The following is a 15,196-nucleotide window of genomic DNA, read 5'->3' as shown; positions in this document are numbered from 1 at the left end:
ATATATAAGTAAATATGAAGCTTAGAAAAGGTGTTATACTATTCAATTGGACTGTATATGCTAAACCAGATTTTGTCTTAATTTTATATTAAAAATTTATCCTTGTCAAGTTAATATAAACGTTTTTTAGCTATTGATTTTATTAAGTTTATTTGCCTTGTTTATTTGTAGCTTTTTCTTCTTTTTCGGTTTTATCTTCTTTAAAATTTACATCTACAGTTGGTAAATTGTGTTTCTTTCTTATAGCATCTTCTATTTCAAATGATATATTAGGATTATCCTTTAAGAATTGTTTAGCATTTTCTCTTCCTTGACCTAATCTTGTATCCTTATAAGAGAACCAAGAACCACTTTTTTGAACTATTTCTTCCCTTACACCTACATCTAATATATTACCAACTTGTGATATACCTTCATTATACATAATATCAAACTCTGCTTGTTTAAACGGCGGTGCTACTTTATTTTTTATAATTTTTATTCTTGTTCTATTTCCAAGTATCTCATCACCTTGTTTTATTGAATCTATTCTTCTTACATCTAATCTTACTGAAGAATAAAACTTTAATGCTCTACCACCTGGAGTAGTTTCTGGATTTCCAAACATAATACCAACTTTTTCTCTTAATTGGTTTATAAATATTACTACACATTTTGTTTTATTAATAGATCCTGCAAGTTTTCTTAACGCTTGAGACATAAGTCTTGCTTGAAGACCTACATGAGCATCTCCCATTTCTCCTTCTATTTCGGCTCTTGGTACTAATGCTGCTACAGAATCTATAACTATTACATCTATAGCACCAGATCTTACTAAAGCTTCAGTAATTTCTAAGGCCTGTTCTCCAGTATCCGGTTGGGATACTATTAAACTATCTATATCTACTCCTAAATTCTTAGCATATGCTGGATCTAAAGCATGTTCTGCATCAATAAATGCTGCTGCTCCTCCAACTTTTTGAGCCTCTGCTAATATATGAAGTGCTACTGTAGTTTTACCTGAAGATTCTGGTCCAAATATTTCAATTATTCTTCCTCTAGGAACTCCCCCTATACCTAAAGCTATATCTAAATCTAAACTTCCCGTAGAAATTGATTCTATATTCAGTATATTATCTTCTCCTAGTTTCATTATAGAACCTTTACCAAATTGTTTTTCTATTTGTCCCATAGCCATTTCTATAGCTTTCATCTTCTCATTATTTATCTTATTTGACATTATAGTCATCAACCTCCTTTTAATTCGAACATAAGTTTTAATAAAATTATATACTATTTTTTATGCTTGGTCAATACAAATATAGGTAAATATTATATTTATGCCATGAATAAAAAGCAAGGCTATATATTAAATAAAAGCTCCTATATAGGAACTTTTATTAGTATTGACATTCAATTTGTTTTATAAACTGTTTTTTATTTATTTTTTAAAACTACATTTTTATTTTTAACAAAATAATCTACTCCTGATATTATAGTTATTATTATAGCCATAGCCATCATAAAGTTAGTTATATACATTAGTGTAGTACTTTTAATAGTTATTATATTTGTTAAAATAGATGTATTTTGATTATAGTTCAAGTTTATAAGTCCAAATATTATAGCTACTATTTGTGTTACAGTTTTTGCCTTTCCCCATTTACTAGCTGCAATTACTATACCTTCAGCAGAAGCTACAGTTCTAAGACCTGTTACTGCAAATTCCCTTGCTATTATTATAATAGCGGCCCAACCTGGTATTAGCTGATAATCCACTAAGCAAATTAAAGCTGAAGTAACTAAAAGCTTATCTGCTAAAGGATCCATTATTTTACCAAAAGTAGTTATTTGATTTCTACTTCTTGCTATGTATCCATCCAATTTATCTGTAGCTGATGCTATTATAAATATAACTGTAGCAATTACGGTTCCATAAGGTATGTTCTTTACTGTTATAAAAATAAGAAATATTGGAACTAAAAATATTCTTAATACTGTAAGCTTATTTGCAAGATTCATCACACACAACTCCTATTAAATCATATTCTAAACTGTGGGTTACCTTCACCTTTATTATATCACCAATAGTTATATTTTCATCTTTATTAAAGAAAATTTGTCCATCTATTTCTGGAGCCATTTCGTAATTTCTTCCATAATACATATCCTCTTCTATACCTTCTACTAATACCTTATATACTCTTCCTATTTTATCTTCATTTATATTTTTAGATATTTCTTGTTGAAGAAGCATAATTTCTTCTTCTCTTTGTTCCTTTATATCATCATCTATTTGATGATCCATACTAGCTGCTGGAGTTTCTTCTTCTTTAGAATATTTAAAAGCTCCTACTTTATCTAATTTTATATCTTTTATAAAATTCTTAAGTTCTTTAAAATCTTCCTCTGTCTCTCCGGGGAACCCTACAATTAATGAAGTTCTAAGGGTTATATCTTTAATATTTTCTCTTAACTTATTTATTATGTTTATAATAGTTTCTTTATTAGTTTTTCTTCCCATCTTCTTTAATACATTATTACTTATATGCTGTATTGGTATATCTAAATACTTACACACCTTATCATTTTGGGCTATTTCCACTATAAGTTCTTCTTCTATTTCCTCTGGATAACAATATAAAACCCTTATCCACTCTACACCCTCTATTTCTGAAATTTCACTTAAAAGTTCTGGAAGAATCTTTTTACCATATAAATCTATTCCATACATAGTAGTATCTTGTGCAATTAAAATTATTTCCTTTACACCTTGAGATACTAATGATTTAATTTCTTTTAATATATTTTCTTTCTTCCTACTTCTATACTTTCCTCTTATACGCGGTATAGCGCAATAAGTACAGAAATTATTACACCCCTCTGCTATTCTGACATAAGCTGTGTAACTTGGAGTAGTTAAAACTCTATTTCCTTCATTTATATTTTCATCACTATATTTATAATAACAACTTTTTTTCCCTGTAGATAAATATTTCTTTATACCTTCTACTATTTTATCATAATCATTTACTCCTAGCATGACATCCACTTCTGGTAGAAGGTCTTGAAGTTGACCTTTATATCTTTGAGTCAAACAACCAGTTACTACCAAAACTTTGCAATTATATTTTTCCTTATAAGATGCCATTTCTAAAATTGTATTTATAGATTCTTCTTTAGCTGCTTCTATAAAACCACAAGTATTTATTATAATTACATCCGCTTTCTTGGGGTTTTCTATAATTTCTCCTGAATTTTGTAATTTATGAAGCATAATCTCAGAATCAATTCTATTTTTATCACAGCCTAAGCTGACTAATGCTATTTTAATTTTTTCCATCAATCTATACCCTCCTGGATTTTAATTTTGTCACAACAAATATTTTAAAGCTACTAAGGGATTTTTACAAGCATTATATAGATATTAAATTATAGATTTCCTTGGAAATACTTTCCATACACTGGATGATCAGAATTAATTATTACCTGTCTTGGTTTATTGCCATCTTTTCCGGAAATTATACCTCTATCCTCCATTTGTTCTATAATCCTAGCGGCTCTATTATATCCTATTCTTAATCTTCTTTGTATCAACGATGTAGATACCTCTCCTAAATTTATAGAAATTCTAATAGCTTCTGTAAGTAATTCATCTTCATCTCCTTCTTGTATATTAGTTGCTGTATCTATTTCATCTATTATTTCATCTTTATATTCTGCTTCTCCTTGTTTGTCTTTTACATAAAATACTACTTTCTCTACTTCCTCTTCTGATATAAAAGCTCCTTGTATTCTTGTAGGCTTTGAAGCTCCCACGGGATAAAAGAGCATGTCCCCTTTTCCTAATAGCTTTTCTGCTCCAGACATATCTAATATTGTTCTTGAATCTATAGAACTTGATACTGCAAAAGATATTCTAGATGGTATATTAGCTTTTATTATACCTGTAATTACATCTACGGAAGGTCTTTGTGTTGCTATAACCAAATGCATACCTGCTGCTCTTGCCATTTGTGCTAATCTACTTATATAATCCTCTATATCATTGGGACATACCATCATCAAATCTGCTAACTCGTCTATTATTATAACTATATAAGGAAGTTTGCTACTTATCTTTCCTGATTCATATAATTTATTATAACTTTCTACATTTCTAACATTATTATCTGCAAATAACTTGTACCTTTTAGTCATTTCATTTACTGCCCAATTTAATGCTCCTGCAGCCTTTTTAGGGTCTGTAACTACAGGAATTAATAAATGTGGTATTCCATTATATACATTTAACTCTACTACCTTTGGATCTACCATTAAAAGCTTAACATTTTCTGGAGAATATTTATATAAAATGCTTATTATAAGTGTATTTATACAAACACTCTTTCCCGATCCTGTAGCACCTGCTATAAGAAGATGGGGCATTTTTGATAAATCTGAGATTACACAGCTTCCGCTTATATCTTTTCCAAGACAAAATGCTAATCCTTTATTAGATTTTTTAAATTCATCACATTCTATAACTTCCCTTAAATATACAGGAGTTAAAATTTTATTAGGCACTTCTATTCCTACTGCAGATTTACCTGGAATTGGAGCCTCTATTCTAACACCCGGAGCTGCCAAACTTAAAGCTATATCATCTGCTAAATTTACTATTTTACTAACCTTAACTCCTGGACTTGGCTGAAGTTCAAATCTTGTAACGGAAGGACCTCTGCTTACTTGATTAACTTTTGCATCTACTCCAAAACTTCCTAAAGTTTCTGCTAATTTATTAGCATTACTTAATAAATCTCTTTTATCTTCCTTATTTAACTTAGATTTTAAGTTTTCATTTAGTAACTCTAGTTTAGGATATTTATATTCTATGTTAGAATTACTTTCATTAGTATTTAAATTTTTATTTAATTGTTCATCTATAGAAAAGTCCGTATTAGTATTTTGTTCCTTATGATTTTCTAAAACATCTACACTATCCTCTTCTATTTTGGAATTTTTCATAAAATCTAAAATCTTTATTTTTTTATTTATATCTTTTACAAATTTATCTTTTTCATCTGAATCTACGGAATCTTCTTCTTTTATATCACATAAAGTTTCATCATTTGATTTTGTTTTTAGAATTTTTTCCTTTAAAGAAATTTTAGGCCTTATAGCTTTTAATATTGTGTTTAATGGAATCTGTGATATCAATATAAAACATATTATATATATACTTATAAATAATATACATGAACCTATGGTACCAAATAATTTATATATAGGTACATCTACTAAATAACAGATTATACCACCGTGTAAAATACTATCCTCTATGTAAAACTTTTTTATACCTTCTAGTATATTTTCTGTACCATAATTTTTAATAATCAGCATCTGCAAAAACAATAAAGAATTTATGCAAAATATTACTATACCATAAAATTTACTATTAAAACTTATTTTATTTTTTTTAGCTATAAAACATAATCCTATAAAAACTATTATAAAAGGAAAAATTATAGCTCCTATTCCAAATAAAGCTATAAGTATCTTTTTTATAAAAGTACCTATTATTCCTGAAGATGAAGGTGAAAAAACACTAAAAAGCACAAAAAGGCCTATACTTATAAGCACTATACCTGTTATATCATTATTATTTTTGGTTTTTGTTCTTCTCTTTTTCCTTGGCACTTTTTATCACCTCAAAAATATAAATTCTACGAAGAAGATAAATATCCTTTAATAACATTAAATCACCATAGGATATATCCTATGGCTTCTTTTTTTCTTCTATTAATTTGTTTAATTTGTTTAAAGCTTCTTTTACTCCCCCTACCTCATCTATCAATCCATATTCCACTGCTTTTTTTCCTATAAGTATTGTTCCCATATCATTTAGTAACTCATCTGTCTGAAGCATAAGTCTTTCTAGCATAGATTTTTCTATTTTTGATGTTCTTACTATAAATTCTGTAATTCTCTCTTGCATTTTATGAAAATATTCAAAAGTTTGAGGTACACCTATCACTAAACCATTCATTCTTATAGGATGTACTATCATTGTCGCTGTTGGAGAGATAAAAGAATAATCTGCCGAAGTTGCAAGTGGTACTCCTATGGAATGCCCTCCACCTATAACTAAAGATACTGTAGGCTTACTCAAGCTTCTTATCATTTCTGCTATAGCAAGACCTGCTTCTACATCTCCTCCTACAGTATTTAATATTATAAAAACTCCTTCTACAGCATTTGAGGTTTCTAAAGCCACAAGTTGTGGTATTAAATGTTCATATCTAGTAGCTTTAGTTTGTGGGGATAAAACCATGTGTCCTTCTATTTGACCTATAATGGGTAATACCTGTATTTTGTCAATTTGATTAGGTATATTATTAACTCCTAATTCTTTTATTGATTCCATTTGTTGTTTCTGTTCTTTTGCTTCTTTTTCTTGTTCCATTATAAAAACCTCCTACTATGCACTAAAAATATTTTGTGCATAGATAGGATTTATATACATAATTCAATTAATTTCCTAAATTAAATTCATTATGAAGTAATTTTATAGCTTTTTTAGTATCTTCTTTTGATACAAGGCACCAAATAGTTGTATGTGAATCTGCTGTTTGTAAAACTTCTATATTTTCCTTTTCAAGACCTCTTAGAATTTTAGCCATAACTCCAGGTATTCCTCTCATTCTGCTTCCTATTATAGCTATTTTGCTACAATCTTGTATATAAGAAAACTCCAACTTCATTTCATTCATTATTAGTTTAAACTTATTAAAATCTTTATAATCTATAGTAAATATTTTTTCCTTTGGAAATACATTTATAAGATCTATACTTATTGAATTACATGCTAATATATCTAGAAGTTTATTATAATTAATGTTTCCCTTGTTATTTTCAAGCTCTACAATAATTTGTGTTCTTTCACTCATATGAGTTATACCTGTTATTACCGTACTCGGATTTTGAACACCTATACTATTTATAATAGTACCTGAACAGTCACTCATAGTATTTTTAATTACTAAAGATATATTAGATTTCATAGCTATTTCTACTGCTCTTGGATGTATCACTTTAGCCCCTTGATCCGCAAATTGGAAAACTTCATTATAACTTATTTCTTTTATTAATGAAGCATCTGAAACAATTCTTGGATCTGCTGTCATTATTCCATCTACATCTGTATATATTTCTACCTTTTCTGCATTTAAAGCTACTCCCAAAAGTGCTGCTGTTACATCACTACCACCTCGACCTAAAGTCGTTATATATCCATCTTCACTTTTTCCTTGAAATCCTGCTACTATAGGAACTTTATCACTTTTTAATAAGTCTAATATTCTATCACTTTCTACTTTTAAAACTGACGCATTATTAAAGTTATTATCTGTTATTATTCCTGCTTGACCTCCCATTAAAGGTACTGCACTTATGCTTTTTTTGTAAAGTTCTTCACTCATAATTACAGTACTTATAAGCTCTCCACAGCTCATAAGTAAATCAGCAGCTAGTGTATTTTGTTCTAAAAATTCTTCTTCTACTAAAGATCTTAGCGTATCTGTAGCATAAGGTTGTCCTATCCGCCCCATAGCGGATACTACCACTACAGGATAATATCCCTTTTGTTTTGCTTTTATAATTTTATCTACTACCATTTTTCTTCTCTCTGGAGTAGATACAGATGTTCCTCCAAATTTTTGTACTAATATCTTCATTTTGTTTCATCTCCTTAACGGATTTTTTTTAAATCTTTACCATCTGCATCAAGTATTATAGTTCTTGAACCTATCTTTTTTACAAAATCCCAAGAAACCTCTATAAAACTGCTTTTAGAAAACAATCCAAAATTCTTTGATGAATTATTTAATAATAAATACTTTAGATATCCATCTTCATCTATTACCACATCATTACTTTCGAGAAATCCATATTTATCTCCATCATTTACATTTATAATTTCATATTTCTCCATATCACTAAAATATTTCATATTTTCTTCCATAAATATGTCCCCCTAATATTTTATTATAGTATCATATTCCATAATATGATACTATATTAGAAGTTATTACCTATGAATTATATGAGTTTAACTTTTGGTTGTTTAAAAGTATACTCTTCTTTTTCTATGATATTTATAGCTTTTTCTAAATTTAAATTTTTACCTACAAAAGCAGAATTTAATATACCTTCACCGTAAGTCTTCTCCATAACTTCTTGTATCTTACTATAAGTTACATTATCTATTTTTTTCATTACATCTTCTGGCTTTTTTATTCTATTTAAAAATAAAACAGATTTACCATTACTAAACATTCTGCTACTAGTACTTTCTAAACCTAATATATAGCCTCCTTTTAATTGTTCCTTTAATTTTAATATTTTTTCTTTATCTATACCTTTCTTATAAAAGTTATAAACTTCATTTTTAATTAAACTTAAAGCCTCTTCAATACATTTAGGATTTAACCCTGAATATATATTTATTATTCCTGTATTGTTGAGAGAAGTCAAATAGGCATATATATTGTAACATAATCCTTTTTCTTCTCTTATTTTTTGAAAAAGAATAGATGAAGCTCCTCCACCTAATATATTAGTAATCATAATTAAGGGATAAATATCATCACTACCAGCTTCAATACCTTTAAAACCTAAATTCACATGGATTTGCTCTATATTTTTAGATTTAAATAAATGATTCTTATATATTTTAGGGGTAGAATATGTAGTTATTTTTTTATTTTCCCCTGATTTCCAACCTCCAAAATATTTTTCCACAAGCTTTTTAGCTTTATCTATATTTATATTTCCACATATTGATATAACTGAATTCTCTGGTATATAGTACTGATGTAAATAGTCTAATATCTGATTTCTATTAAAAGATCCAACTGTATCTATAGTCCCTAAAATAGGATAGGAACTAGAATCATTTTCCCACGCTGCTCTACTAAAAAGATCTACTAGCACATCCTCAGGAGAATCTTCACTCATATTTATTTCTTCTATTACAACCTTCTTTTCTTTTTCTATGTCTTCTTCCAAGAACTTGCTATTAAATAACATATCTGCCAATACATCTAGGGCCAAATCTATATGAGAGTCCAATATTTTTACATAATAACAAGTGGCCTCTTTCCCAGTGAATGCATTTATTTGACCACCTAAATCTTCTATAGACTCCGCTATTTTTAAGGAATTTCTGTTTTCTGTACCCTTGAACAGCATATGCTCTATAAAATGAGATATCCCATTGTTTTGCTTAGTTTCATTTCTAGAACCATTTTCTATCCATACCCCTACACTAACAGAATTTACATAATCTATATTCTCTAATACCACTCTTAGTCCATTATCTAATTTAAGTAGCGTATACATTGATTTTCCTCCCTAAATAAAATTTAAAAAATAAAAAGGCAGACATGCCCTTCTATTTTTATTCTTTATCTGTATTGTCAGGATTTGTAATAGCATCTTTTCTTGATAAGTTAACCCTTCCTTGGTTATCAATATCTGTAACTTTTACTAAGATTTCATCTCCTACAGATACTACATCTTCTACTTTATTTACTCTAGCAAAGTCAAGTTTTGATATATGTACCAATCCTTCTTTACCAGGTAGTATCTCTACAAATGCTCCAAAATTAGTTGTTTTTGTAACCTTACCTAAGTAAATTTCTCCAACTACTACATCTTTAGTCAATCCTTCTATTATATCAATAGCTTTCTTAACTCCTTCTGCTTCACTAGATGTTACAAATATTTTTCCATCTTCTTTTATTTCTATTTTTACGTTAGTTTCCGCAATTATCTTATTTATAACTTTGCCACCTGCACCTATTACATCTCTTATTTTTTCAGGATCTATAGAAATAACTTTAGTTCTTGGTGCATATTTTGATAATTCTTCTCTTGGTTCTTTAATACATTCTATTATTTTATCTAGTATATGTAATCTAGCTTCTCTTGCTCCATCCAAAGCTTTTCTTATGCAATCACTAGATAAACCTTTTATCTTTGTATCAAATTGAATAGCTGTTATTCCTTTTTCTGTACCAGCTACTTTAAAATCCATATCTCCGAAGAAATCCTCTAATCCTTGTATATCTGTTATAACTTCTTCTTCAGTTAAATCTTCATTAGTTATAAGTCCCATGGCAATACCTGCTGCAGGTCTTTTTATTGGAACCCCTGCATCTAATAATGCTAATGTACTACCACAAACACTAGCTTGAGATGTAGAACCGTTAGAACTTAACACTTCTGACACAAGTCTTATAGTATATGGGAATTCTTCTTCTGATGGAATTAATGGCTCTAGAGCTCTTTCAGCTAAAGCACCATGACCTATTTCACGTCTTCCTGGTCCTCTAAGTGGTCTAACTTCTCCAGTACTATAAGCTGGGAAATTATAATGATGCATATAACGCTTAGATACTTCTTCTGCAATACCATCTAATATTTGTACATCACCTAAGGCTCCCAATGTAGCCACTGTCATGACTTGAGTTAATCCTCTTGTAAATAATCCTGTTCCATGAGTTCTTGGAAGTAATCCTACCTCACAACTTATAGGTCTTATTTCATTAAACTTTCTTCCATCTGGTCTTCTATGCTCTTTTAAAAGCATACTTCTTACTACCTCTTTTTGTATTTGGTAAACTACAGTTCCTATATCAGCTGATTTTTCTTCATACTTTTCTTCAAATTCTTCTTCTATTTTTTCTTTTACTTCATCCATTTTAGCATTTCTATCGTCTTTATCTGTTATATACATTGCATCTTTTATCATGGAAAAAGCAAAGTCTCTTACTTCTTTTTCTAAATCCTCATCTACTTTATATAATTTAGGCTCAGTTTTTTCTTTTCCGAATTTACTCATAGCTTCTTCTTGAAAAGCCACTATGTTTTTACATTCTTCAAATCCAAACATTATACCATCATACATTATATCTTCAGGAATTTCTTCTCCACCTGCTTCTACCATCATAACTCTTTCTTTAGTTGCACATACTGTTAAATCTAATATACTATTTTCTCTTTGAGATACTGTTGGATTTATAACAAATTCTCCATCTATTAAACCTACAGATACAGCTGCTACTGGTGTAGTAAACGGAATACTTGATAAGCATAATGCTAAAGAAGCTCCATTTATAGCTAATATTTCTGGTAAATTATCTTGTTCTACAGATAAAACAGTATTTACTATTTGAACATCATTTCTATATCCTTTTGGGAATAATGGTCTTAAAGGTCTATCTATTGATCTTGCATGTAATATAGATTTATCAGAAGGTTTTCCTTCTCTTTTTATAAAACCTCCTGGTATTTTACCTACAGAATATAACCTCTCTTCATATTCTACACTTAAAGGAAAAAAGTCTATTCCCTCTCTTGGTTCCTTTGATGCATTAGTATTTACCATTACTACTGTATCACCATAGCTTATAAATAGAGCACAATTAGATAACATTCCTGTTTTTCCACACTCTACTTTCATTTTTCTACCTGCAACGGTAGTTTCTAAAGTATGAACCATATTCTACCTCCTCTCGAAATTACGGTTTAAATATAAAATTATAACTACATTACTTTAGTTTTACACTATTTCAAAATATTATTTAAAATTAATTTTTTAAAATAATAGAGCGGACATAGCCGCTCTTATTATCTTAATTACTTTCTTAATCCTAATTCTTTTATTATGTTACGATATCTTTCAATATCTTCACGCATTAAGTAATTTAAAAGACCTCTTCTTTTACCAACCATCATTAAAAGACCTCTTCTTGAATGGTGGTCTTTCTTGTGTTCTTTTAAATGCTCATTTAAGTGATTAATTCTTTCTGTAAGTAATGCTATTTGCACTTCTGGAGAACCTGTATCTCCTTCATGTCTTGCATGTTTGTTCATTATTTCTTGTTTTCTTGCCTTTTCCATTGTATACACCTCCAAATATATCTCCTATACCCAAGCGTGCCGTCGGCATTTCAGCACTCTTAGCATAAGGTTCATCACGAAGTAATTATAGCAAATAAACCTACAATTGTAAATTAATTTTTAAAAATTAATTTCAGTTTTTTGCTTTATTACATATTCTTTATCCTTAGAAAGTTGATTTATAAGTCCTTGTAGATCTGGAAATTTTTTCTCATCCCTTATTCTACTTATAAAATATATAGTTATACTTTCCCCATAAATATTTTTATGAAATCCTAATATGTGAGTTTCTACACTTAATTTTTCATTTTCAACTGTAGGATTGTATCCTATATTAGTAATACCTTTATAAAAATTTTTATTGTACTTTATTATAGTGTAATAAACTCCTCCCCTTGGAAGTATAAATTTTTTATCATAATCTAAATTTACAGTGGGAAATCCTAATTTTCTTCCTAATTGTTTTCCTTTAATTATAGTTCCTTTTAAAGCATAATTTTTATCTAGCATTTTTGATGCCTTTTCTACATTACCGTCATATATAATCATATGCCTTATTTTAGAACTACTTATTATCTCTTCATTATATTTTATAGGTGGCACCACGTGTAGGTCAAATTTAAATTTATAACTTAATTCTTTAAAGAGACTAATATCACCTAGATTTTTGTATCCAAATCTATAATTAAATCCAACTATAAAGCCTTTAGCATTATAATATTTTATCATATTTTTTACAAATTCTTCTGGACTTAATTTCATATAGTCTTTATTAAAATTAATAAAATTAACTATATCTATACCCATTTCCTGAAAAATTTCAACTTTTCTTTCATTGTCCATTAATAATTTAGGAGCTATATCCTTATTTATTACATTTAAAGGATGATCTTTAAATGTAAGAACCATACTTTTACTTCCATCATTTTTAGCTCTTTCTATAGTTTCCATTATTAATTTTTTATGACCTTTATGAATTCCATCAAAGCTCCCCAGTGCAATGTATGTATTAAACTCTAACTTTTTCCTAAAATTATCTTCTAAAACTAACATAGGTTACTACTCCTAAGACAATAATTTTACTATTTTAAATCCATATTTATTCATAGAACCTAATCCTACAAAGTTGCCATTATCAATATAAGTTCTATAAATTTTATCTTCCTGCAGCTTTTGTAATAACTTTCTATCTTTTAAAGTTACACCATTTAAAAGGGGCTTTGAAAGTCTATTATCAACATAAATAGCTTCATACTGATCTAAAGCTTTATCTATAGGTATTAAATAATCTCCTATATTATCCTCACTTAAATCATCTATACTTATAGATTGCTTTATATTAAAATGTGATGTTTCTATTCTTTGTAAATTCCACATTACTCCACCACATCCTAAGTCTTTTCCTATATCATAACATAAACTTCTTATATATGTTCCCTTTGAACATTTTACATCAAATATTGCATAAGGCATATCTATACTTATAACAGATATATTATATATAGTTATTTTTCTAGACTCTCTTTCTACTTCTATACCTTTTCTTGCTAGCTCATATAGTTTTTTTCCTTTTACTTTTATAGCGGAATACATAGGAGGTACTTGTTCTATATCTCCTATATAATTGTTCAAAACACTTATAAGCTGTTCTTCTGTTACTTTTACATCATTACATGATGTAATTTTTCCTTCTCTATCATAGGTATCCGTAGTTATACCTAACTTCAACTCTACCCTATAAGATTTAGTACCTTCCATTATATAATCTGAAATTTTTGTAGCTTTTCCTATGCATATAGGTAAGACTCCAGATGCTAGTGGATCTAAAGTACCTGTATGACCTACTTTTTTTACTTTAGTTATTTTTCTTATATCTCTTACTACATCAAAAGAAGTCATACCTGAAGGTTTAAAAACATTTACTATTCCATCCATTTAAATCAACTCTTTTTTTATAGATTCTATAAGTTTATTCTCTACATTGGTAATTTTCTCATTTTTTACATAAGCTCCTGAGGCTCTTTTATGACCTCCTCCGTTGAAGCCTTCTGCCACTTTTCGTACATCTACAAATTCCTTAGACCTAATACTTACCTTTACTCCATCTTCTGCTTCTTTTAACAAAATCCCTACTTCTACCGTATGGATTTGCATACCTAAAGATATCACATCAGATGTATCCTTTACTTCCCCTAATCCAAGTTCCTCTAACATTTCATATGTAATTTTCATTACACAAATTTTATCTTGTACAACATACATTCCATCCAATACTTTTCCATAAAGTTTTAATCTTTTTAATTCTTTATTTTCATATATAGTTCTATGAATATTACTAAAATCTATACCAGTTTTTAGTAGTTCCCCTGCTACAATATGAGTATTAGGAGTAGTACTTGAATATCTAAAAGAACCTGTATCTGTAATTAAAGATGTATATAAACAAGTGGCTATATCTTTGCACATATCTATATGTAAACTTTCAATTACTTTGTATACTATCTCACCTACAGCAGGTGCATTAGTATCTACAAAATTTAAATCTCCATAAAATTCATTAGATAAATGGTGATCTATATTTATAACAAAATATTCTCTATTTTCTAAATCTAAATCTGCATTTATTCTTTCTACATCACCACAATCCAATACTATAATACAATCCGTATCATCATAAGGTTTAAATAGTTGTCCTGTTATTTCTCTTGATAAAGGCAAATATCTAAAGGTTTTAGGTATTTCTTCTTTGCATAATATATAAGCCTTTTTATTTAATTTTCTAATAGATTTAAGTAAAGCTAAAGCACTACCTAAAGAATCACCATCAGGAGAAGTGTGGAAAGTAATAGCTATGCTGTTACTTTCCTTTATTTTATCTAGGATTTTACTAATTATCATTTTCCTCTTTCTCCTTTATTGCATCTAGAATTTTATCTATATGCATACCTCTTTCAATACTTTCATCTAACTGTATTATAATCTCTGGTGTGTATCTTAAGTTTATTTTTTTTCCTACTTCTCTTCTTATAAACCCTGTTGAACTCTTAAGTGCTAATAAAGATTCTTCTTTTGATTTTTCATCTCCAAAAATACTTACATATACTTTAGCATACCTTAAATCTCTTGTTACATCTACTCCTGTAACACTTACCATAGCACTTAACCTTGGATCCTTAACATTATTTCTTATAATGCTACTGATTTCCTTTTTCATTTCTTCGTTTATTCTTCCTGCTCTATACTTAGCCACGAATATCACTCCTTTTGTTTT

At 28.7% G+C, this 15,196-nt stretch carries 14 protein-coding genes; all 14 read right to left on the bottom strand.

Annotation, left to right across the window (positions count from 1 at the left end):
- Window positions 1-148: 148 nt before the first annotated feature.
- Window positions 149-1,219: a recombinase RecA gene (gene recA, locus BN1711_RS05680; RefSeq protein WP_050608444.1), complete on the bottom strand. Its 1,071-nt coding sequence runs from the start codon at window positions 1,217-1,219 to the stop codon at window positions 149-151.
- Between the two features lie 197 nt (window positions 1,220-1,416).
- Complete coding sequence (pgsA, locus tag BN1711_RS05675; RefSeq protein WP_050607213.1) at window positions 1,417-2,001, bottom strand: CDP-diacylglycerol--glycerol-3-phosphate 3-phosphatidyltransferase; 585 nt, start codon at window positions 1,999-2,001, stop codon at window positions 1,417-1,419.
- The gene (gene rimO, locus BN1711_RS05670; protein ID WP_050607212.1) at window positions 1,985-3,322 is read right to left on the bottom strand and encodes a 30S ribosomal protein S12 methylthiotransferase RimO; all 1,338 of its coding nucleotides are present in this window, start codon (window positions 3,320-3,322) and stop codon (window positions 1,985-1,987) included. The genes pgsA and rimO overlap by 17 nt, the downstream gene beginning before the upstream one ends.
- A gap of 89 nt (window positions 3,323-3,411) precedes the next feature.
- Entirely contained in the window at window positions 3,412-5,658 is a 2,247-nt protein-coding gene (locus BN1711_RS05665) for an FtsK/SpoIIIE family DNA translocase (RefSeq protein ID WP_050607211.1), read from the bottom strand.
- Window positions 5,659-5,737: 79 nt separating this feature from the next.
- A complete protein-coding gene (locus BN1711_RS05660; RefSeq protein ID WP_423243706.1) occupies window positions 5,738-6,385 on the bottom strand; it encodes a ClpP family protease in 648 nt (215 codons plus the stop codon).
- A gap of 106 nt (window positions 6,386-6,491) precedes the next feature.
- A complete protein-coding gene (dapG, locus tag BN1711_RS05655) occupies window positions 6,492-7,694 on the bottom strand; it encodes an aspartate kinase (RefSeq protein WP_050607209.1) in 1,203 nt (400 codons plus the stop codon).
- Window positions 7,695-7,708: 14 nt separating this feature from the next.
- On the bottom strand, window positions 7,709-7,981 hold the full coding sequence (locus BN1711_RS05650; protein WP_050607208.1) for a YlmC/YmxH family sporulation protein: 273 nt from the start codon (window positions 7,979-7,981) through the stop codon (window positions 7,709-7,711).
- Window positions 7,982-8,058: 77 nt separating this feature from the next.
- Window positions 8,059-9,360, bottom strand: coding sequence for a M16 family metallopeptidase (locus BN1711_RS05645; RefSeq protein WP_050607207.1), 1,302 nt, complete (start codon window positions 9,358-9,360; stop codon window positions 8,059-8,061).
- Window positions 9,361-9,418: 58 nt separating this feature from the next.
- The gene (locus BN1711_RS05640; RefSeq protein ID WP_050607206.1) at window positions 9,419-11,524 is read right to left on the bottom strand and encodes a polyribonucleotide nucleotidyltransferase; all 2,106 of its coding nucleotides are present in this window, start codon (window positions 11,522-11,524) and stop codon (window positions 9,419-9,421) included.
- 137 nt (window positions 11,525-11,661) lie between these two features.
- Window positions 11,662-11,925, bottom strand: a complete 264-nt coding sequence (gene rpsO / locus BN1711_RS05635; protein ID WP_050607205.1) for a 30S ribosomal protein S15 — start codon at window positions 11,923-11,925, stop codon at window positions 11,662-11,664.
- A 120-nt stretch (window positions 11,926-12,045) separates the two neighbouring features.
- The gene (locus BN1711_RS05630) at window positions 12,046-12,978 is read right to left on the bottom strand and encodes a bifunctional riboflavin kinase/FAD synthetase (RefSeq protein ID WP_050607204.1); all 933 of its coding nucleotides are present in this window, start codon (window positions 12,976-12,978) and stop codon (window positions 12,046-12,048) included.
- A 12-nt stretch (window positions 12,979-12,990) separates the two neighbouring features.
- Entirely contained in the window at window positions 12,991-13,860 is an 870-nt protein-coding gene (truB, locus tag BN1711_RS05625; protein WP_050607203.1) for a tRNA pseudouridine(55) synthase TruB, read from the bottom strand.
- The gene (locus BN1711_RS05620) at window positions 13,861-14,823 is read right to left on the bottom strand and encodes a DHH family phosphoesterase (RefSeq protein ID WP_050607202.1); all 963 of its coding nucleotides are present in this window, start codon (window positions 14,821-14,823) and stop codon (window positions 13,861-13,863) included.
- The gene (gene rbfA, locus BN1711_RS05615; protein WP_050607201.1) at window positions 14,813-15,175 is read right to left on the bottom strand and encodes a 30S ribosome-binding factor RbfA; all 363 of its coding nucleotides are present in this window, start codon (window positions 15,173-15,175) and stop codon (window positions 14,813-14,815) included. Before rbfA ends, BN1711_RS05620 begins: the two co-directional genes overlap by 11 nt.
- Window positions 15,176-15,196: the final 21 nt, after the last annotated feature.

Origin of the sequence: Clostridium niameyense, assembly GCF_001243045.1 — a bacterium.
Lineage (GTDB): Bacteria > Bacillota > Clostridia > Clostridiales > Clostridiaceae > Clostridium_F > Clostridium_F niameyense.
This window is presented reverse-complemented; position numbering and strand designations above follow the sequence as displayed.